The sequence below is a fragment of the Erythrobacter sp. S227 genome, assembly GCF_057364925.1.
The window spans coordinates 2454223-2475160 of the sequence record NZ_CP200280.1 but is presented as its reverse complement, the minus strand read 5'-3'; the positions used below and the strand labels follow the sequence as shown (position 1 = coordinate 2475160).

Here is a 20938-nt window from a genome sequence, read left to right as displayed (position 1 = left end):
CATCGCGACCATTATACTATCCCGGCAAGCGAGGGGCGGTGTTGTTCCCAGGCCTCGCGCGTGATCGAATAGACTATGACCATGCCGTAATCCTGCGACCAAAACGTCTCGGGAAAATCGAGATCGGGCCGCCGCTCCATACCAAGGCGGTGCATAAGGCCCCAGCTCCCGGTGTTGCCTTGGACCGTCATCGCAATGGTTTCGTCCGCGCCAAAACGGGAGAAAGCCAGGTCCAACGTCGCAATCGCCGCTTCCTTGGCATAGCCCTTGCCCCATGCGTCTTCGCGCAGGCGCCATCCGGCCTCCATCATGCCAAACGGCCCGTTCTTGTCGGTGCAGCGCTTGAGGCCGCAAAAACCAAGGATCGCGCCATCTTCCTTGCGTTCGATCGGCCAGAAAGTGTGCCCATGGTCGCGGCGATAGCTCTCAAGCCGCTCTTGCGCCCCTTTGCGGGTCTCTTCGTCCGCCAGTCCGCCAAGCCATTTCATCACCGCGGGCGTGTTGGTGCCCTCCCAAAATGGAGCCCAATCATCCTCGCGCCAATCGCGCAGGATCAGACGGTCTGTTTCGTGATAGAAAGGCTCAGCCATCAACAATCAGCCATTGAGAAGGCGCGCAGCGACAGGCGCGTGATATGTCAGGATCCCTGCACACCCTGCGCGCTTGAAAGCGAGCAGTTTTTCCATCAGCAACGCGTCCCGATCACCTGCACCGACGCTGCTGGCCGCTTCGAGCATCGCATATTCGCCGCTCACCTGATAGGCGAAGACAGGCACGCGAAACTCCTGTTTCACGCGGTAAATAATGTCGAGATAGGCAAGGCCGGGTTTGACCATCACGCTGTCTGCGCCCTCGGCAATATCTAGCCCCACTTCGCGCAAGGCCTCGTCTCCGTTCGCAGGGTCCATCTGATAGGTTTTCTTGTCGCCTTTAAGAAGGCCGCCCGATCCCACCGCATCACGGAACGGCCCATAAAAGGCGGAGGCATATTTGGCCGCATAGCTCATGATCTGGACATTGGGGTGATTGTTCATCTCCAACGCCATGCGGATCGCGTGGACGCGGCCGTCCATCATGTCAGACGGGGCAATAATATCCGCGCCAGCAGCCGCCTGGTTCAATGCCTGATCGACCAGCATCGCGACGGTATCGTCATTTGTGACATAGCCCGCATCATCCAGAAGCCCGTCCTGCCCGTGGCTGGTGTAAGGGTCGAGCGCGACATCGGTCAGGACGCCCACGTCCTCCCCGCAAGCGTCTTTGATCGCCCGGATCGCGCGGCACATAAGGTTGTCGGGATTGTGCGCCTCGGCCCCGTCATCGGATCTCCGGTCTGGCTGTGTGTTCGGGAACAGGGCCACCACAGGAATGCCAAGCGAAACCGCCTCTTTGGCCTGTGCCACAATGCCATCCACCGACCAGCGCGAGACGCCGGGAAGCGAGGCAATTGGCTCCTCCACGCCCTTCCCTTCGGTGACAAACATCGGCCAGATCAGGTCTGCCGGCGTCATCATGTTTTCGCGGTGCAGCGAACGGCTCCAGCCAGTGGCGCGGGTTCTGCGAAGGCGGGTGTTGGGATAGCTTCCTGTCATAGGTAAAGAGTGTTGCCCGAATTCGCCTGAGCGATCAACGAAGTTTGACAGTGGTATACGTCAAGCAGACTCAATCAGCCATCGTACCGGGTGCAATCTTTTCGATCTCTCGCACCGGCTCTTCGACTTCGGTCGGAAGTGGTTCGAGGTCTTCCAAAGCCGCGCCCGGCTCTACCGCGCGCAGGTCGATCAGCTGACGACGGAAATCGAGCAGCTCTGTGCCGGAAAGCACCGCGCGCGTGACATAATCGACGCTTGCCGGGTTAATCGCTCGGCCATTGCGGTACATTTCATAGTGCAAGTGCGGGCCGGTCGAGAGGCCGGTCGAACCGACATAGCCGATCACCTGTCCGCGGCGAACCTGTTGTCCTTTGCGCACGGCCATGCGGCTCATGTGGCAATAGCGCGTATCCAGCCCGCCTCCGTGGCGAAGGCGCACGGTGTTCCCGCAGCCCCCTGCGCGGCCAGCGGAAACCACTTGGCCATCGGTAACCGCAACAATCGGCGTGCCGTGCCGCGCTCGGTAATCCATACCTGCGTGAAGACGCCGAATACCGAGAATGGGGTGACGGCGCATGCCATAACGCGACGAAACAGGCCCTGGAACCGGAGCGACAAGGCCACGCCTTTGTTCGCCAACGCCCGATGCCTCGTAAAAACGCCCGTCTTCGCCCCAGCGCATCAGCTGTGTCTTGGGCTTTCCGTCACGTTCGATCCCTGCATACAAGAGATTGCCTGCCTGACGCTCGCCTGTGGCGGCGCGGCGATAGGCGATGATGATGTCAAATTCGTCGGAAGAGCGCACTTCACGTTCGAGCTCGATATGATCGTCAAGAGCGCGAAGATAGTCTTGTGCAGCGCTGGCGGGAACACCGGCGGCGCGCATGGAGCGGTAAAGGCTTGACCCCACCCGCCCGCGAACGCGCAGCGGTGTATCATCCACGCGGATAAATTTGCGCACCAAAGACAGCGTTCCGGGCTCGCCTGCCTCTGGGCTTGCTCCTTGCCGCTCGATCTCCAGCTCGAGGTCAAAGCGCGCGCGGAAGGATAGGGCATCGAGGGGACGCGGGGCGCCTTCTTCGGGGCGGCGACCAAGTGTGATGTCCATCTTGGTCCCGGATTCGATGTCGGATAGCGGCATCGCATCGCCGATCAGGGCGCTCACCCGGCCAATATCGCCTGACGACACTCCGGCCCGGCGAAGCATGGCGGCAAAGCTGTCACCTCTGGCAAGCGTTGTCACGAGCGCGATTTGTGGGCGTTCAGGTGCACTTTCCAAAGGCGTGACGGCAGCGGTCGGTCCCATCCGCCGGCCACTGTCAGCGCCCAGCGCCAAAGGCATAATCATCTGGCTGCGAAACTCGTCGCGAATATCCTCGCCTTCGGGGATTGCGGCGCGCGCTTCCAATGGGGTGAGGCTGGGCCAAAAAGCCAGCGCAACAGCGCCCAGAAGCACCATAGTGCCAAGCCCTCGAAACCAGCGGCGGCTGCCGATGTTTTCGGCAAGGTCCGGTGCCAGATCGAGGCTTTCGAACTTTTCGCCAATGCCAAGCCGCCATTCGTCATAGCGCTCGCCCCAACCTTGCACACGGGCCAGAACCTGACGCTTGACCTTGCGCGACCCTGTTGGAGGGGCAGCTTTCATGGAATTGGCAAGAACAGGGGCAAAACTACGCGCGGTCTCTTCGTCCATGCCGCCCATGGCAGCATTGGAAACCGGCGCAGCTACATCTCGTGCGGACGACGCCTCACGTGCTTCGTGAGAACCCGGTTCGTCTCCCGATGAGCCCTTGGAAATGTCGCCGCTGTGGTCCAATTCAGCCTTCCTGTTGCACCAGATGCGCCCAATCATGGCGAGTGGGCAAACTTCTGCGCTCCTTCCATGGCGAAACATGGTAAATGTAAACTTAACACGCGGCCAACAGAGTCGCAGATGCGATAAGGTGTTTTGCGTATAAGGCCAGCACACAATCGGGCGTTTTGCGCCATAAATGCGCCGAAAGGCATTGCCCCTTGGCGTCCGGTTTGACACAGCGAGCCCGGTGACCTCGCAAATCCCTCATCGACCCCCCACAGATAGCCGCGTTCGCGCCGTTCTTGGTCCAACCAATACGGGCAAGACGCATCTCGCGATCGAGCGGATGTGCGCGCATTCTTCTGGGATGATGGGTTTCCCGCTGCGGCTGTTGGCTCGTGAGGTTTATGACCGGGTTCGCGCGATCAAGGGGGACAAGGCGGTCGCGCTGATCACTGGGGAACAACGGATCGAACCGCCCGAAGCGCGCTATTTCTGCTGCACGATGGAGGCGATGGACCGTCTTGGCATGGGCGTAAATGGTCCCCACGCCTTTGTTGCCATTGACGAAGCGCAGATCGGCGCAGACCCTGAACGCGGCCATATCTTCACCGACCGGTTGATGCATGCACGCGGGCGCGAAGAGACGATGATCCTGGGTTCCGCCACGCTGGAACCTATCGTCAAAAAGCTGATCCCTGGCGCGGAAATGGTAGAGCGGCCACGCTTTTCCACCCTCACCCACGAAGGGGAGGCGAAATTGTCAAGACTCCCTCCTCGCAGCGCCGTCGTCGCCTTCTCAACCGAGCAGGTTTACGCCATGGCCGAGGCGTTAAAGCGTTTTCGCGGGGGCGCAGCGGTGGTCATGGGCGCGCTGTCGCCGGAGACACGCAACAAACAGGTTGAGCTCTTCCAGAACGGTGAGGTCGACTACATCGTTGCCACCGATGCGATTGGCATGGGGCTCAACCTCGACCTTCACCATGTCGCGTTTGCCGCGCTCACCAAGTTTGACGGAAAGCGCAAACGCCGCCTCACCCCTGCCGAAATGGCGCAAATCGCTGGGCGCGCGGGACGTCACCAGACCGACGGCAGTTTTGGTGTGCTTTCCGGCGGGGGAAGCCGGTCGGGCGCGCCAATCGAATTTGCCGAAGAAGAGATTTACGCGATTGAAGAGCACCAGTTTGCCCCGCTGACCAAGCTTTACTGGCGCGAGGCAGAGCCGCGGTTTGATACGCTGTCCGTGTTGATTGGTGATCTTGAGAGCAAACCCCAGAACGAGGTGCTGCGTGCAGCGCCCGAAGCGATTGATCTTGCCGTCCTCAAACGGCTTGCGGGCGAACCCATCGCCGACACCGTCAAAGGCCACGGCAGTGTGCGCCGTTTTTGGGAGGCGTGCTCGCTTCCCGATTTCCGGCAGCTTGGGGTGGACCCGCATTCGCGCTTTGTCGCGCGGCTGTGGCAGGATCTTCGCGAAGGCTATATCGGCGCGGATTTCGTCGCCGCCCGGATCGCGGAACTCGACCGCACCGGCGGCGATATCGACACGCTTCAGGGAAGGATCGCTGCAATCCGGTCCTGGGCCTATATCTGCCAGCGGCCCGACTGGGTTCTGGCGCGCGATGAAATGGCGGCGCGTGCAAGAGGGGTAGAAGCGCGGCTATCGGATGCGCTACATGCGCGTTTGACAGAACGTTTTGTGAATCGAAGGACGACTATCTTGATGAAATCTCTGGGCCAGGATGGCGGCGCTCTTCCGGTGACGCTCGAGCCCGATGGACGGGTCAGTGTCGAGGGTGAGACAATCGGACGCCTCGATGGTTTCCGTTTCTCCGTCGATCCGCAAGCCGGTCTGGCTGACCGCAAAATGTTGTTATCCGCAGGGGAAAAGGCGCTTCCGGGCATCTTGTCCCAGCGCGCCGAACAATTGCTCGCAGCGGGCCTTGACGATCTGTCGATCGAAAGCGGCGCTATTCAATGGCAGGGCGAAAAGCTTGCAGAGATCACCATCCCCGATGATTTCGGAACGCCGCGATTGACGCTGCCGCGGGAGGTTTCGGCCCTTCCCGATGCAGCGCGCGAGAAACTGGAAACAGGCCTCATCGCATGGCTAGAGGGTAAACTCGCCCCGCTCGAACCGCTGCGCAAACTGTCCGAAGCGGCGCGTGATCCTAATGCGGGAAGCGAAGCGCGCGCACTGCTCGTCACTTTGATCGATGCACGCGGGGTTGTGGCGCGCGAGAATGCAGGGCTCCAGCATCTGCCCAAGGAAATGCGCCCCTTCCTGCGCAAACTTGGCGTGACATTTGGTGCGCTTGATATCTTCGCGCGCGATCTTTTGAAGCCTGCCCCGCGCCAGCTGCTCCATGCACTGGGCCTTGATACGCGGCCGCTTCAGGAAGCGATGCTGCCGGTGATCGGCGAGAGCAAGCAAATCCCGGCGGGATATCGCCTTGCCGGAAGCCAGGTGATCCGGGTCGATCTGGCCGAGAAGATTTTGCGTTCCGCCTTCGACACGCGCGCAAAGGCGGCCGAAGCAGCTGCGCCTGCGACGACACCTTCAAAAAAGGAAGAGGCGGCGCCCGAGACTGCTGCGCAACCTGCCGAAGAGCAAGCAGCGCCGATCGAGGCAGACACTGCGGAAACAACGGACGCGCCTGAGGCGATAGAGCAGGCCGAGACGCCAAAGCCCGATGCAAAAGCGCCAAAGCAGGCAAAGCCGCGCCCCAAGCAAAGCCCCAAGCAAAGCAATGCGAAATTCGCGCTCGACCTGTCTTTGCCGGTATCCATTGGCCTTGAGGAAGTGAACGCGCGCCGGCTTCTAAGCGCTGCAGGTTTCCGCGCTCAGCGGGCCAAACCCTTGGCGGAAGGGGCTCAAGGGCCGATGCTGCCCGATAGCTGGAGCTGGCGTCCGCGCAGAGCAGGCGAAGGACGGCCTGACCGGCGCGGCGACCCGAGGAAACAGGGACGCCGAAATCAGGGCAAAGGCGCTGGCAAAGGCGGGGGCCAACGTCAGGATCGGAATAAGCACAACGACAATCGCGGCGCAAAAGGCAAAGGGAAGCCAAAAGGCGGCAACCCGAAGCGCGGTGGTAAACCAAACCATTCCGGGCCGAACCACTCTGCTAAGCGCAAGCCCAAGCAGGACTTTGGTCCGGCACGCGCAAGCGGTGCGTTCGACAAGCTGGCGGATCTGCTAGGCGGATGAGGCGCTGATGGCGGAGAGCGATGCAGCGCAAGAGAGCTTAAGGCTCGACCGTCTGCTCGTTTACCTGCGCTTTGCCCGCACAAGGTCGGCTGCACGCGCCATGATTGAAGGCCGATCTTTGCGCCGCAATAGAAAGCATGTGCGGCGCAGCAGCGAGATGATTGCTATAGGCGATGTGCTGACATTGGCTGTGGGCGGCGAGGTTCGGATAATAGAGATATTGGCCTTGCCAAGCTGGCGTGCCTCTCCTGCATCCGCCAAGAGTTTTTATTCTGAATATGATCGAGGCACCAAACAGGAGACTTGATCGGGAGCTGCACCCCGCGAGTCTTGACCAAGAGGCCCACTTGCCACTAGCAGCGCGAAACCTTTGATTTATGATAGAGCCCTATCAGGTGCGAACTGCTTAAACGAAAGACGCATTAATGACTTACGTCGTCACTGATGACTGCATCAAATGCAAGTACACTGACTGTGTCGAAGTGTGTCCGGTGGACTGCTTCTATGAAGGCGAGAATATGCTCGTCATCAACCCTGCCGAATGCATTGATTGCGGCGTGTGCGAGCCTGAATGCCCGGCAGAGGCGATCTTGCCTGACACCGAAGACGGCCTTGAGAAATGGCTTGAGCTGAACACCAAGTTTTCGGCTGAATGGCCCAATATCACGAGCCAGAAAGAACCGCCTGCGGACGCCGACGAGCACAAGGGCGAAGAGGGCAAGTTCGAGAAATACTTCTCCGAAGCACCCGGTGAGGGCGACTAAGCGAAGTTGATCAGGGCGAAGGTGATCAGGTCAAAGGTGACTGATTCTCGCCCTTGATTGAGGCCTTCATTTCCCTGATTCGCAATTTTGTTGCGAGTATGCTATATACTGTCGCAACCACGCTCGTGGGTCGAACGATCGACCATGGCGTAGGGTGTGACAATTGGAAAGGCCACATACCAGCAATTACAATTTGATATCAGTCAGTTCGCAGCTCCTGCATCATCGTGTGCGGGCGCTGGAAATCCAAGGCTTTTGTCGAATCCCCGCTAGATCGGAATTAGGGGTTAGGACCTTTGCTGGGGCCCAAAGAAAGGAATTTGCATGGCAAGCACTGCGCCCGCCTTCACTGTTGGCGATTATGTTGTTTACCCAAAGCACGGCGTTGGCCGCGTGATCGAACTTCAGAACGAAGAGATCGCCGGTATGCAGCTGGAGCTTTACGTCCTTCGGTTTGAAAAAGAACGCATGACGCTTCGTGTACCGACCAACAAGGTCGAATCGATCGGTATGCGCAAGCTGTCCTCGGACAAGACCCTCAAAGAGGCGATGGAAACGCTCAAAGGCAAGCCCAAGGTGAAGCGCACCATGTGGTCACGCCGCGCGCAGGAATATGAAGCGAAGATCAACTCGGGCGAAATCGTTCTGATTGCCGAAGTGACCCGCGATCTGTTCCGCCCGGACGATCAGCCAGAGCAAAGCTATTCGGAGCGTCAGATTTTTGAAGCAGCATCGAGCCGTTTGGCACGCGAGCTGGGCGCGATGGAAGAAACCGACGAAGCGACCGCGCTTGAGAAAATCCTCGAAGTGCTGCGCGAACACGCGCCGCAATATTACGAGAGCACTGACGAAGACTAAGTCTCCAAGGCTTTGCCTTTGATGGAAGATAGAAAGGGCTGCCTGATCGGGCGGCCCTTTTTCTTTGGCCCGCGCTTGCACGCACTCCTGTGGTGTATTACATAAGTAACACGCAATGTTCTTTTGATGGAGTCCTCGAATGCCGTCCCTGCCTCATAACCGCTTGCTTGCCCTGACAACGCTTCCTCTGGCACTTGGCCTTGCGGGGTGCTTTGGCATGGATGGAACCATCAACGGCGAAGCCGGTGTGCCTCTATCCGAGTTGGATACAAATGGACCAACTCCCGTCGAATTGGTTCTGGCGGGGCCTGACAATGTGCTTATTACCGAAGGCAAGTCCCTCAGCATAGATATTGAGGGAAGTGACGAAGCGGTTGCTGCTGTTCGCTTTGTCATTGATGACGACATGCTGGGCATTACGCGAGAGCAAGATGCGTGGGATGCCATCTCACCTGCGACCATCCGCGTAACAATGCCCCCGCCTAGCGAAATCGCTGTATCAGGAAGCGGCAGTGTTGAAGCCGTCAACCTTGCCCAAGATGCAGACATTTCGCTTTCCGGGTCGGGCAGCTTCCTGGGCCGGAATGCCAATGTCGAAACCCTCGAGGTGAATATCAGCGGCTCTGGTACGGCAAAATTCGACACTATTACCGCGAGCGTTCTTGAAATCAGTCTTTCCGGCTCCGGGAGTCTTGAAGGCGCAGGAAGCACAGATAGGCTGGAGGCCAGTCTATCGGGATCAGGCGAAGCCGACCTGGCGGAGCTCGAAGCTGCAAATGCCGAGATTTCTGCAAGCGGCTCAGGCGGCGTTGCCCTCAAATCCAATGGAACGGTCAAAGCAAACCTTTCAGGCTCCGGCAGCGTGCGCGTAAACGGCACTGCGAGCTGCACTGAATCTGCATCAGGGTCCGGTTCGCTTAGCTGTTCGGGCTAGCGCGAGCGTAAAGGGCGATGAACGGAACCGATCAAGGGTAATCCCCGACTTGCAATCATTCGCCAAGCGGGCGAGGTTGTTGAGATGCGCGCCACCCCTCAACTTGCCCTCACTTTGGCAACCCTCTCGCTCACGCTTTCCGGCTGCTTGGTCCGTACCGCTGCCAATGTGGTGACCGCTCCTGTTCGCGTTGCGAGCAAGGCGGTGGACGTTGCGACCACAAGCCAATCGGAAGCCGACGAAAACCGCGGTCGCGAAATTCGCCGCCGCGAGGAAAGGCTCGCTCAACTCGAACGACGGATGAGCAAAGAGAGGCAAGCGTGCAACGCGGGCGATAAGAGCGCTTGCAAAGATGCCGAGGAAACCCGCGAGGAATATCTGGAGCTCTTGCCCCAGGTTCCGGTCGAGCCGCGCTGAACTACTGGCTGGCCGCGCGCTTTAGCCTGTCATTGATCGCACGCCCCACGCCGCCTTCAGGTACGGGCGCGACTGCAATCCGCGGCTTGTCTGAAGCGCCCGCCAGATGCAGGCTTTCATACAGACGCGCGGCTGCTGCATTCAAATCGCTTTGCGGTGACAGGTTGAAGTCACCATCCAAAACCCCGAAACCGATCCAAAACTCGTCTTGCGCAACTTCTGCTGCATTCAGCCTCAAAGGTTTGCCCGGGGAGTAGTGGCGAGCCGTTTGGCCAGGCGATTCTATCCGCGAAGTTGCCGAAAGGGTCTCTGGTCCCAGAATATCTGCGAGCATTTCGCGGGTGACGGGTCCGGGCCGTAAGAGGTTCCAGCCGCCATCTTCCCGAAGCGCAACGATAGTCGACTCCAAACCGGTCTCGGTCGCCCCGCCACACATCACTGCAGGACAGCGCTCGCCCAGCGACGCCATGACGTGCTCTGGCTTTGTAGGGCTCACCTCTTCGCTGCGATTGGCAGACGGGGCTGCCAGCGGGAAGTCGAGCCGCTCCAGCAAGGCACGCATGGCGGGATGCGCCGGTTGGCGAAGCGCAATGGTTGGCAGGCCTGCACTCACCGCAGGCGCAAGTCCCGCGTCACCACGCAATGGGAGAACGAGGGTCAATGGCCCTGGCCAAAACCGCTCCACCAGATTGTGGGCGCGGGCATCGAAATGGGCGAACGCCTCAGCCTGCCCGATATCTTTCACATGGACGATCAGCGGATTGAAACTTGGCCGGCCCTTCGCTGAATAAATGCCAGCAACGGCTTCTGCCGAATCTGCACGCGCCGCAAGGCCGTAAACCGTCTCGGTCGGCACTGCGACCAAGCCTCCACCGACAAGAATGTCGGCCGCGCGCGCAAGCCCTGCATCATTTGCTTGCAGCTGTTCCGTAACGTTCTTGCGGGCCATGGGCTCGCGCTATATCTGATAGCATGAATTTCCAAGCCCGCATCGCATGATGGGCCAAGCTTTCTCTCAAGAGGATCAAACCGCGTGACCCCTTTTACACCGCCCACCCAGGACCAATTGCTCGCCATTCGCGTGAACGCCGGGATTGAACAGCTCGCTGCTTCTGAAAAGTTCGCTCACGCAGAAAGCGATCTGGTCGAGGCAATCGTCGAAGGGGTCGGGCAATTCGCCGCTGGCGAATTTGCACCGCTCAACCGTATCGGCGATCTGGAAGGCGCAAAACTTGAAAACGGGGTTGTGCGCCTGCCCGATGGGTTCAAGGAAGCCTACGAAGGCTATGTCGGGCAGGGATGGAACTCCATCGGAAGCTCAACCGATTTTGGTGGTCAGGGCCTGCCCTTCACGCTTGCCTGCAATGTGCTCGAGAATCTGGGCGCGGCCAATATGGCGTTCTCCCTTCTCCCGATGCTGTCAGTCGGCGCGGTTGAGGCGTTGGAGCACCACGGCAGCGAAGCGCAGCAGTCGATGTACCTGCCTGACCTGATCAGCGGGAAATGGTCAGGCACGATGAACCTGACCGAACCAGCTGCGGGAAGCGATGTGGGCGCGCTGCGCTCTACCGCTGAACCGATCACGGACGGCGAACACGCTGGCAAATACAAGATCAAGGGCCAGAAGATCTACATCACATGGGGCGACCACACGTTGGCAGAAAACATCATCCACCTCGTGCTCGCCCGCCTTCCCGGAGCGCCCGAGGGCACGCGCGGGATTTCACTGTTTGTGGTGCCGAAGTATCATGTGAATGCCGACGGATCGCTTGGTCCTCACAACGATTTACGCCCGGTGAGCCTAGAGCATAAGCTTGGCATTAACGCCTCGCCCACTTGCGTCATGTCCTATGGCGACAATGACAATTGCATTGGTGAGTTGGTGGGCGCTGAGAATCGCGGGCTCATGGCGATGTTCACGATGATGAACAACGCGCGGATCAATGTCGGCAACCAGGGCGTGCAAATCGGGGAGCGCGCAACGCAGCAGGCGATTGCGTATGCGATTGACCGCGTGCAGTCGGCGCGTGCCGGATCGCCGGACAAGACGCCGGTTGCAATTATCGAACACCCCGATGTGCGCCGCATGATTTTGCGGATGAAGGCTCTCACTGAAGGGGCGCGCGCGCTGCTCTATTACTGTGCAGGTCAGGTCGATCGCGGAACTCTCGGCGATAGCGGGGCGGGAACGCGGGCCGAGATTCTGGTGCCGCTGCTCAAAGCCTGGGGCACGGATGTAGGCGTCGAAGTTGCTGGCATTGGCGTGCAAATCCACGGCGGCATGGGCTTTGTCGAGGAAACCGGCGCAGCGCAGCATTGGCGCGATTCGCGCATTGCTCCGATTTATGAAGGCACGAATGGTATTCAGGCGGCTGACCTTGTGACCCGCAAGTTGGGCATGGAAGGCGGCGAGGCAATGCTGGCACTGTTTGCCGATATTGCGCGCGATGCTTCGGGTGAACCTGCTCTGGCGGCCCTTGCACAAGATTGCGCTGCGATTGCCCAGTGGATGCGCGATGAGGCGAGCCTCGATGATCGCCTCGCGGGTAGCGTTCCGTTCTGCACGATGGCTTCGGTCGCGGTTACAGGCTGGCAGCTGATGAAACAGGCCGAGGCGGTATCCAATGGAGCAGCACCGGCACTGGCCGCGACAAAGCCGGTAACGGCGCGCTTCTTCCTCGACCGGATTGTGCCGGAGGCCGCTGGCCTCAAAGCAAGCGCGACCGCCGGGGCTCAGGACCTCTACACACTCTCACCCGAGGCATTAGCGGGCTAGGTGTCAGGGGAGCGAGATCTGCCACGCGATCTTTTGGAGCGAATTGCGGCAAGCCTTGAGCGCTTAGCGCCCGAGCCCGCTTCGCCGATCGATTGGACACAGCACCCTGCCTATCTGTGGTCGGGCAGCGCGCCTCATGCTCTTGCAAAACTGGACGCGCTTCCATTGGATCGCTTGCGCGCAATTGACGCCCAGAAAAGCGCCGTGTGTGATAATCTTGGACGGTTGGCTGGGGGCGCTGCTGCACATGATATGCTCCTTTGGGGAACGCGCGGTATGGGCAAATCGGCGCTCATACGCTCTGCAGTTCATGCCTTGCAGGACGCCGGAGCAAACCTCACGCTGGTCCAGGTCACCACCGATGGTTTGGCAAGCATCGGGCATCTGATCGAAGCGCTTGCGGGTCAGCCGCGCAGCTTTGTGCTCTTCATCGACGATCTTGGCTTTGGCGAAGATGATTTACAGGCAAACCTCGGCCTTCGTAGCTTGCTCGATGGAGGCGCATTGGGTCGCCCTGCCAATATCCGGATCGCAGTGACTTCAAACCGCCGCGCGATTGTCCAAAGAGAGGCCACATCGCCAAGCGACCTGCACGAGCGCGATGAGCGCGACAATGCTCTGGCTTTGGCGGATCGTTTTGGTCTGACCGTTCCTTTCCACCCGTGTGATCAGGCGGATTATGTCGCGATAGTCCGCTCTTACTGCAAACCGCTCGGCCTCACCTTTGACGAGGTCGAAGCGCAAAGCTGGGCGATTGCGCGCGGCAACAGGTCAGGGCGCACAGCCTATCAATTCGCCTGCGAACTTGCCGGACGCGCGGGGCTTGCCCTTTAGAACGAGCGGCTAGCGGGCTCGCTTAATTGCCTTCAAGCTCAGCTGCCCGTTCGCGCAGATATTGTTCTTCGAATTGGGCGCGCGGATCAACCAATTCACGCTGCGGCCGAAGAGGTTCGCCTGTCACTCTGGTGATGCCAGCGCCCGGTTCACTGTCAGGAACCAGTGTCCGCCAAATGATGCCGGCTGTATCGTCCGAGACAAGAAGCGAGCCATCATTGGCCCATTCCACCCATGTCGGGCGGCCTTTTGTGCTGCCATCTTGATTGAGGAAACCGGTCAGAACGGGAATCGGCTTTCCTTGCGGATTGCCGCGCTCGTCAAACTCGACATAGACCACGTCATATCCCGAAGGCGGTTTGCGGTTCCAGGAGCCATGGCGCGCCACAAATGCGCCGCTGGCAAACTTGTCACCCATCCGGTGACCCTCGGTGGTAAAGACGAGGCCTAACGCGGCGACATGCGGACCCATCGCAAACTCGGGATAGCGCGTGTACTCGGCGTGGAAATTGGGCATGCGTGCCTCAACGCGGCGATCGACATTGTTTTTGTAATAAAGCCACGGCCAACCATATTGCGCACCAACGGGAACATTGGTGAGGTAATCCGGCACCAGGTCAGAGCCGAGCATGTCGCGCTCGTTCACGGTGGTCCAAAGCTCGCCCGACCACGGGCTGAAATCCAGGCCGTTGGGATTGCGAAGACCCGACGCAAAGGGCCGCGCGCTTCCATCCTCGATATTGTACTCCCAGATCATGGCCCGGCCTTCCTCTACCGCCATGCCCTGCTCGCCAATGTTCGAAACCGAGCCGACCGCGATGTAGATCAGGTCACCATCGGGATTCACTTCGATATTGCGCATCCAGTGGCCGCCGCCGCCCGGCAGATCCATCAGCTTGCGCGCTTCGCCAGAAACAGCATCCGCGCCCAGCTCATAGTCGAAAGCCATAAGCGCATTGTGGTTGGCGATATAAAGCGTGCCATCATTCCAGCTGATCCCTGACGGTGAATCGAGCCCATTATCGGCGTTGAGCAGCACCTCTTTGATCTCGGCAACGCCATCGCCGTCCGCATCACGCAGCAGGACAAGCTCGTTGGCAGAAGGGCCGGCAGCGCCTGCTTTGCTAAAGAGAAATCCTGCGATCCAGCCGCGAACCGTGTCAAAAAACCCTTGGCTCGCGGCGTCCTCGTCGCTCGCAGGTGCCCGGGTCAACGTGACAAGCACATCGCCATTGGGAAGCGCATAAAGCACGCGGGGGTGGTCCAGCCCTTCGGCAAAGCGATTGGTGACAAAGCCATCCGCGCCCACAGGTGCATCGCCTTCTTCCCAGCCGACGGGTTCAGCAATCTGTACTGTCGGAAAATTCTCGGCAGAAGGTTCTGCCAGGACAGGATCGGTCCCGGTCACTTCATCAACGGAAAGCTCGGCTTTTTGACCTTGTGCAAGGTAGAACAAGCCTGCTCCTGCAACGATCAGAAAAACGACTGCGCCAATTGCGACTTTTCGAAAAATACCCATGTCGGGCGCAATAATGCAGCCCCCCGCATGTTACAACCTTGTGCCTCTTTCAGGCATGCACTTGCCATAACCCCTCACCTGTCCAATAGCGCCCCGATACGCGATGCTGGCATCTTAGGAACCCGACCAATGTATGATTTCAAACCGGATCCAGCGCTGGGAAAAGCGGAAGTGTATCGCCAGTTGCGCGATGCGGGCGATGCGCTGACACACGGAGAAAGCGACACTGTTGCCAACATGGCGAATGTTGCCGCGCTTATGTGGGAGTTTCTGCCTGACCTTAACTGGGCAGGGTTTTATCGCATGGGCGCGGATGGGTCGGGTAAAGACGAGCTTGTGCTCGGGCCTTTTGCCGGAAGGCCGGCGTGCATCCGCATCCCGATCGGCATTGGCGTGTGCGGCGCAGCGGCAAAGACGGGTGAAACACAACTTGTGGAGGACGTTCACGCCTTTCCAGGGCACATTGCTTGTGACGCGGCGAGCGCGTCCGAACTGGTTGTGCCCGTGACACGCAATGGCAAAGTGATTGCGGTGATTGATCTTGATAGCCCCAACAAAGCCCGCTTCACGCCAGAAGATGCAGCCGGGATCGAAAGCCTTGCCACAATGCTGGCGGACCGGATCTAGCTTCTCCGGTCAATTCCACCTCTTACCATTCGCGCATCATTCGCCCCGTTTCGAGACACGGTGCTTCAGGCGGTTTGGCGTGCCGTGCGGCGTAATGGTAACGAATTGCTAAGTATTTTTCTTAGGCGTTCGCGCGATTCGCAAAGCAGCGATCCGTGGTTGGCGCAATAGGGGACCCATGATGACATTCACTGCTCTAACCCGCACAACTTTGACCGGGATCAGCCTGGCAACCGCTGCGATGGCTGTTCCAACAGCGGCTTTCGCTCAAGACTTCATGCCTGATGTTCAGCCGCTTAGCGTTGAAGAAACGCGCACTTTACCGCCTGAGCTGCAGACGGCTCCTGTGCCAAGCTCGCCCCTTTCGGAAACCACCATCGGCGCAGACGGGGTCGAGACCATCACTCGCACGCGCCGCATCACGCGGTCTGCGCCTTATCCCCAGGCGACCACTGAATATGTGACGCAGGAAGAATACGAAGTAGAGCTTCCCCCGCTTCCACGCGGGACAGCCCAGCGTCAGGTCCACACGACTCATGCCTATGCCCCGGCTTACGCCCCTGCATACGGTCATGCTTACGCGCCCGCCGCTCAGGTGTTTCAGCGTGAGCAATGGATTGCCGAATGCGAGCGTCGCACAGACGGCTATAGCGGCAAGCGCAAAGGCGGGATCATCGGCGGCCTGCTCGGCGCAGTTGCCGGCGGGATCATCGGGAACCGCGCATTCGATAGCGAACGGCTGGGTGGAACCCTGCTCGGTGTCGGCGTTGGCGGTATCGGCGGCGCCCTCTTGGGCAGCCTGATCGGTGGCGGGCGCAATGATCGCGGCGAATATGACTGCGAGGCCGCGCTTGACGCCTATCTGTCGCAATATGCAGCTGGCGGTCCGCGGATCGCAGCGCGCACAATTCCAGCCCCTGCACCTGTTTATGCAGCACCAGCATACGCACCGGCATACACTTACGCGCAGCCACAATATTACTATCAACCGCCACAGCAGATCACCTATGTGCCGGTCGAGTATCAGCAGCGCCAGCGTGTGATTGTGCGCGAGACCGTACGCGAAGAGGTCATTCCGGGCGCGCGCCGTGTCATTCCGGCCCCTCAGCCAGTGGCACCGCGGCCAGCACCACGCCCGATCAAGGGTGAGCCGCGCTACATCAAGGGCAATTAAGACCGATTATTCTGAACTCACTGCTGCAATAACCGGACCCGCTGGCCCAGATGGTGTTGGCGGGTCTGTTGCATCTGCGCGGATCAATTTGACGGTTCCAAAGCGGATGACATCTTCGTCCCGATTGAGCCTGAAGGCTGACCGGCCATCTTTCAGCGTCAGAGTGGGTTTGACATCCAAGGCCTTTGCCGCCTCATCAGAGATCCGCAGGCTATATTGCCCGTAAGGGATACGCTGGAAGAGGAAGAAGCCGTCGAACTCGCTGACCGTCTCGGCTGCAATCGCGCCTCTTTCATCTATCAGCTGTAGCCTCACGCCAGACTGGTCAGTGCCGGTCACGCTTAACAGCGAGCCTTCGATTTCCCCTGTTGGAGACACCGCCAGCTCGACCTGCGCCGCCACACCCGGGCGCGGTGTCACCACTATCCCTTTGGATGACGGCGCCAGAAACGGATCTTCGAGCGAACTTTCATCGATCCCGACCAGAACAGGCTGGAACGGGCGCAATTCGTCGACGATTGCTGTGCCATTTGCGCCGGTCACTGCATCGGTTGAGCGAAGGCCTGCCTCGACCAAGATGTTCTCGAGCAGCGGTTCACCGGCATCCCGGCGGTCGTTGCCATTGTCATCGCGGAACACCGTGACTGCGGCCTGACCGTTGCGCGCCAGTTTTGCGTGGGTCACCCGAACTCCGCCAGAGACGGGATCCGGACCAAGGCTAAAGGCTGCCTGTATGCCGGCACCAACACCGCCGTTCGAAGTGACAAAAGCGTCCCCGCGAAGGGAGAACTCTCTGAAACGGTGAGTATAACCAGCCGTCAGGCGGAATTCATCATTGCTCGCAAGGTAATCCAGATCGCCCTGGAGCGCACCGTCCTCTCCAATGTCGGCCTCGACCCGCACAGTGGCGGATTCAAGGCCTTTGTTTGGTCCATTTGCACGGAAAGTTGCGTTTCCGCGCACTCTAAAGTCGCGCCAACGCCGGTTCGCAATCAAAGTGACCTCTGTGTTGTCATTTTGTGGGCGCCCACTGTCTTTTTCGTGCGCAATCTGGGCGGAAAGTGACAAGCGGCCCGAGGTCACCGATGTGATGAGGTTGAATCCATTGATCGTGTCACCATTGTTGCGTTTTGCATGGGTCACGGCGCCCTGGATCGGGATGGACAATCGACCTGCGCGCAGAGCGGTCGAGAAATTGACCCCGCCAAGATAGGCAATGTCGTTCTCCGCGAACTCCCCTTCGAAGTCACCGAAGAACACTCGCGCATTCGCGCCAAAGTTGACGTTTCCAATACGACCCAGCGTGTTGAGGTTGGTCACGACCCCTCCCCCAAACTCGTGTGCCGCCGCCAGTTCAAATTGAGCGAACGACAAAGAGTGTGTGAGAGTGGCCTCGGTATAGGTATGCCGGGCTTCGTTCCGGAACAAATTGTGGACACCGAAGCCGACGCTCGTGCGCTTGCTGAGCCCACGCTCGACACCTGTGCCCCAGCGCCACTTTTGGGGCAGGGTCGCCTGCCGCACGGTAATTGGTTCGAGCTGAATCAGATCGCGATTGTCCTGCACGACCCCTGCCCAGTAATAGGTCTGGCCCGGCTCAATCTGGTTTACGCCCACAGGGACGGAGGATCGTTCCCGCCGGATTTGGCCTTGCGGACCATAAAGGACCACTTCGAAGTCGTTTCGACCAAAGAACAGTTCGATATCGATGAATTCATACCGGCCGTCCTGGCGCGAACCCTGGAATGCGATCAACTGACCATTGCGATAAAGCTCGGCGTCCCAACCCGAGGGCAAAGTGCCGCGAAGCACCGTAGTCGAGAAGCGCGAGGTTTGATTGAGTGGGCGGTTTGTGACGAATGCGCCGCGGCCCACTGCGGTCTGACCCACAAGTCTTCCCGGAACAGTCTCCACATCGCCAATTGCGACATCGGTCGCATCAAGTGGGCCCAACAGGCCGCCTTCTGCATTGCTGCGATAGGCTCTCACCCGGACCGCTTGCGGACGAAGCTGGTTATCGGTGCTGATCCGTGCGGTGTAGCTCGCGCCCAGCGCCTCGCCCGCTGCAAAGAATTCAACCCGGCCCGCAAGACCGCTCTCTTTGCGCGCTTCCACATCGGCAACCACATCCACCGAAGGCGTGCGCCAGTTGCGATATTCCATCTCGGACGTCGGGTATTGCGAGAGATCAAAGGTGACGTTGCGCGGCCTGATACGTTCCGCCCGCTTGCGCCGCTCGATCGCCTGCATAAACGGCAATTCGGTCTCGGACTCGAGCTTCACCGCAGCGTTGAAAAGATCCGGCGTAAAATCGACGCCAAACCACCGCGAAAGAGCGCGCGTATCGACACACCACCCCTCCGGCGTGTCGTAAATATCGTTGGCCAGAGGTGCCGGACCTGTGTTCACGTTTTGTACCGTATTGGAGTCACGGTCAATCGTGATTTCCTGATCCTCGGCGAACAACCACCCAGTTGCGCGGCGCGACTTCTTGTCGATGCGGATGGGAAGGTCGAGAGATTGCACAACGTCTGCCAGATCAAGGCAGACACCGCGATCGGTTTGATAACCGCGCACTTCGTAACTCAGTTTGAAGTTTTTGATCTTCATCTGGAGGAGAAGATAGTCATCCTCATTCGCCTGCCAGCCGCTCGGGTTGGTGGCGCTTTGCTGCGCTTTCGCCGGCGCAGCTGACGCAAACGCGCTAAGCGCCACTGCGGTAATCGCAGCGGCGCTTAGAATTCGTTGGCGTAATGCAGTCATGAGAATTGATCCGGGACCGGGTCCCGACTGATCCGGCCAGGTTTAGCCGATCATCCCGTCAACAGCGGCGATCAGTGCACCGCCCTGCTCTGGCAGTTCGCGATACTCGATCCGGCCAGGGCCCTTGATCTGTGCAACCTGTTCATCGGTGAGCTTGATCCGCACCTGGCGCGAACCGATTTCGGGATAAACCGCAATTCCACCCGCAAGAACAATGGATTCATCAAGGCCGGGCTTCACAACGCTCAAAACACCGTAGGTCGAGCTTTCACCCGAACGCTCGATAGACATTGCGAGTTCAGGACGACCATCATCGCCTGTAATGATGCTGGGCTGGGTGAGGGCAACCTGCGCCTCCACCCGGCCATGGCGCACGATAATCGGAATAGTGATCCCGTAGATCGGCACGAGTCGGAATGTCACTGCATCCGATTGGGGCTGTTCCTCGGTCACCTCGCGCGGACGCGGGATCGCTTTGAAAGACATGTGAACGCGGTATTCGCCATCAGGCAGTTCGGCTCCCGGGCGTGCGGCAAGCCGCACAGCCTGTGGTTGGCCAGGAGGAAGAGCGATGCGGCGAGGCGCATACCGGATCATGCCAAGCGAAGCCTCTTCAACGCCGTTGGCTTCGCTCTTTTCAACCTCAACCAGGCGACCCTCTTCCGTCATGCGGCGCAGTTCAAGGCCGATCCGGTAAGTCGCTTCTTCTGATCCGATATTGCTCAGGATGACTTCTGTCCCGCGCGAACCATCAAGGATCACCCGCGTAGGTGCGACCAGCAGATCCCCTTGGGCCTGCGCTGGCGCCGAAAGAACGCCTGACAATCCGGCCACCCCCAGTGCGACAGCACAAACAGCGGTTTTTATCGTTTTTTCGAATGACTTCAGTGACATGGTACCCGTAGCTCCCTTGTATGGAAGCTCATCACCACCTGAGCCTCCACGCGTTTTCACGTATAGGTGGTAAGCAAATAGGGTTAAGATTGGTTAAAGATGACACACTCAAAACCTTGAAACCCATAAGCAAAAAGCCGCAGCCCATGGTTAGGGTGCGGCTTCTTGTTCTGGTCTCTTGGCGAGCAGCAACCCGGTGGGCTGCGCTCGCCTCTAAGAGATTACTGGTACTGAACAGTTACGTCGAACGAACCTTCGTACGTGCCAGCGATTTCGGTTCCGTCGAGCGAGATCGTACCGCCAACGTTGAAGGTCTCGTTGCCGCTGAACGCGGTGAAGCCACCAAGCGAACCATCATTAAGCGCCGTAAGTTCGATCACGTGCTCGTTGTTGGTTGAACCCGCAAAGCCTGTGTGTGTCAGGACGACAGGATTTGCCACCAAGTCTTGCACCGCTACCGATACGTTAGTGCCTGCTGCACCTGTTACCGTGAACGCAGCAGCCTGCTCAGCGCCACCTGGGCCACAAATCACGTCGCCAGCACAGTTACGGAAACCGGCAGCGTCAACATCAACAGAACCACCAGTCGAACCAGCGTTCACAACAATCGCACCAAAGTCGAGGCCAGCGTCGTTGGTCAGCTGCAGAGCTGCAAGAACTTCTGCAGTCGCATCAGCGCTCTCAGTAACCTGTGCGTGAGCTGTCGAGCCGAGGCCTACAGCAGCGAAAAGTGCAACACCAGCAGCGGCAGTGCGAAACATTTTGGTCATTATATGGTCCTTC

At 59.2% G+C, this 20938-nt stretch carries 18 protein-coding genes; 10 read left to right on the top strand and 8 right to left on the bottom strand.

Going from position 1 to position 20938, the window contains the following annotated elements:
• Nucleotides 1-11: 11 nt before the first annotated feature.
• The 3 genes from AC0V6Q_RS11725 to AC0V6Q_RS11715 all read right to left on the bottom strand — a co-directional run bounded on the left by AC0V6Q_RS11725 (nt 12) and on the right by AC0V6Q_RS11715 (nt 3237).
• Nucleotides 12-590: a GNAT family N-acetyltransferase gene (locus AC0V6Q_RS11725; RefSeq protein ID WP_486168558.1), complete on the bottom strand. Its 579-nt coding sequence runs from the start codon at nt 588-590 to the stop codon at nt 12-14.
• Nucleotides 591-596: 6 nt separating this feature from the next.
• Nucleotides 597-1592, bottom strand: a complete 996-nt coding sequence (gene hemB, locus AC0V6Q_RS11720; RefSeq protein ID WP_486168557.1) for a porphobilinogen synthase — start codon at nt 1590-1592, stop codon at nt 597-599.
• A 70-nt stretch (nt 1593-1662) separates the two neighbouring features.
• A complete protein-coding gene (locus AC0V6Q_RS11715) occupies nt 1663-3237 on the bottom strand; it encodes a peptidoglycan DD-metalloendopeptidase family protein (RefSeq protein WP_486169305.1) in 1575 nt (524 codons plus the stop codon).
• Nucleotides 3238-3583: 346 nt separating this feature from the next.
• Between AC0V6Q_RS11715 and AC0V6Q_RS11710 the strand changes: the two genes are divergently transcribed.
• From AC0V6Q_RS11710 to AC0V6Q_RS11685, 6 genes are all read left to right on the top strand, one after another.
• Complete coding sequence (locus tag AC0V6Q_RS11710; protein WP_486168556.1) at nt 3584-6595, top strand: helicase-related protein; 3012 nt, start codon at nt 3584-3586, stop codon at nt 6593-6595.
• 7 nt (nt 6596-6602) lie between these two features.
• Entirely contained in the window at nt 6603-6902 is a 300-nt protein-coding gene (locus AC0V6Q_RS11705; RefSeq protein ID WP_486168555.1) for a S4 domain-containing protein, read from the top strand.
• A gap of 118 nt (nt 6903-7020) precedes the next feature.
• Nucleotides 7021-7359 (top strand): ferredoxin FdxA, encoded by a 339-nt coding sequence (gene fdxA, locus AC0V6Q_RS11700; protein ID WP_034960615.1) that lies wholly within the window; start codon nt 7021-7023, stop codon nt 7357-7359.
• A 324-nt stretch (nt 7360-7683) separates the two neighbouring features.
• Nucleotides 7684-8217, top strand: a complete 534-nt coding sequence (locus tag AC0V6Q_RS11695; RefSeq protein WP_486168554.1) for a CarD family transcriptional regulator — start codon at nt 7684-7686, stop codon at nt 8215-8217.
• A 139-nt stretch (nt 8218-8356) separates the two neighbouring features.
• On the top strand, nt 8357-9151 hold the full coding sequence (locus AC0V6Q_RS11690) for a head GIN domain-containing protein (RefSeq protein WP_486168553.1): 795 nt from the start codon (nt 8357-8359) through the stop codon (nt 9149-9151).
• An 84-nt stretch (nt 9152-9235) separates the two neighbouring features.
• On the top strand, nt 9236-9568 hold the full coding sequence (locus tag AC0V6Q_RS11685) for a hypothetical protein (RefSeq protein ID WP_486168552.1): 333 nt from the start codon (nt 9236-9238) through the stop codon (nt 9566-9568).
• A gap of 1 nt (nt 9569) precedes the next feature.
• On the opposite strand, the gene AC0V6Q_RS11680 is transcribed toward AC0V6Q_RS11685, so the two are convergent.
• On the bottom strand, nt 9570-10517 hold the full coding sequence (locus tag AC0V6Q_RS11680) for an L-threonylcarbamoyladenylate synthase (protein ID WP_486168551.1): 948 nt from the start codon (nt 10515-10517) through the stop codon (nt 9570-9572).
• A gap of 84 nt (nt 10518-10601) precedes the next feature.
• On the opposite strand from AC0V6Q_RS11680, the gene AC0V6Q_RS11675 reads away from it, so the two are divergent.
• Together AC0V6Q_RS11675 and AC0V6Q_RS11670 are read left to right on the top strand one after the other, a co-directional pair.
• Nucleotides 10602-12344, top strand: coding sequence for an acyl-CoA dehydrogenase family protein (locus AC0V6Q_RS11675; RefSeq protein WP_486168550.1), 1743 nt, complete (start codon nt 10602-10604; stop codon nt 12342-12344).
• Nucleotides 12345-13178, top strand: coding sequence for a DUF815 domain-containing protein (locus AC0V6Q_RS11670; protein WP_486168549.1), 834 nt, complete (start codon nt 12345-12347; stop codon nt 13176-13178).
• Between the two features lie 22 nt (nt 13179-13200).
• Here the strand turns inward: AC0V6Q_RS11670 and AC0V6Q_RS11665 are convergent, their stop codons facing one another.
• Nucleotides 13201-14697, bottom strand: coding sequence for a PQQ-dependent sugar dehydrogenase (locus AC0V6Q_RS11665; protein ID WP_486168548.1), 1497 nt, complete (start codon nt 14695-14697; stop codon nt 13201-13203).
• 129 nt (nt 14698-14826) lie between these two features.
• Between AC0V6Q_RS11665 and AC0V6Q_RS11660 the strand changes: the two genes are divergently transcribed.
• Together AC0V6Q_RS11660 and AC0V6Q_RS11655 are read left to right on the top strand one after the other, a co-directional pair.
• Nucleotides 14827-15324, top strand: a complete 498-nt coding sequence (locus AC0V6Q_RS11660) for a GAF domain-containing protein (RefSeq protein WP_486168547.1) — start codon at nt 14827-14829, stop codon at nt 15322-15324.
• Between the two features lie 178 nt (nt 15325-15502).
• Entirely contained in the window at nt 15503-16498 is a 996-nt protein-coding gene (locus tag AC0V6Q_RS11655) for a hypothetical protein (protein ID WP_486168546.1), read from the top strand.
• A 6-nt stretch (nt 16499-16504) separates the two neighbouring features.
• On the opposite strand, the gene AC0V6Q_RS11650 is transcribed toward AC0V6Q_RS11655, so the two are convergent.
• The 3 genes from AC0V6Q_RS11650 to AC0V6Q_RS11640 form a co-directional block, all read right to left on the bottom strand.
• A complete protein-coding gene (locus AC0V6Q_RS11650) occupies nt 16505-19261 on the bottom strand; it encodes an MSCRAMM family protein (RefSeq protein WP_486168545.1) in 2757 nt (918 codons plus the stop codon).
• A 42-nt stretch (nt 19262-19303) separates the two neighbouring features.
• Nucleotides 19304-20155: a fimbrial biogenesis chaperone gene (locus AC0V6Q_RS11645; protein ID WP_486168544.1), complete on the bottom strand. Its 852-nt coding sequence runs from the start codon at nt 20153-20155 to the stop codon at nt 19304-19306.
• Between the two features lie 221 nt (nt 20156-20376).
• Nucleotides 20377-20925 carry a DUF4402 domain-containing protein gene (locus AC0V6Q_RS11640; RefSeq protein ID WP_486168543.1) on the bottom strand — a complete coding sequence of 183 codons (549 nt, stop codon included), beginning with the start codon at nt 20923-20925 and terminating at the stop codon, nt 20377-20379.
• Between the last annotated feature and the right edge of the window lie 13 nt (nt 20926-20938).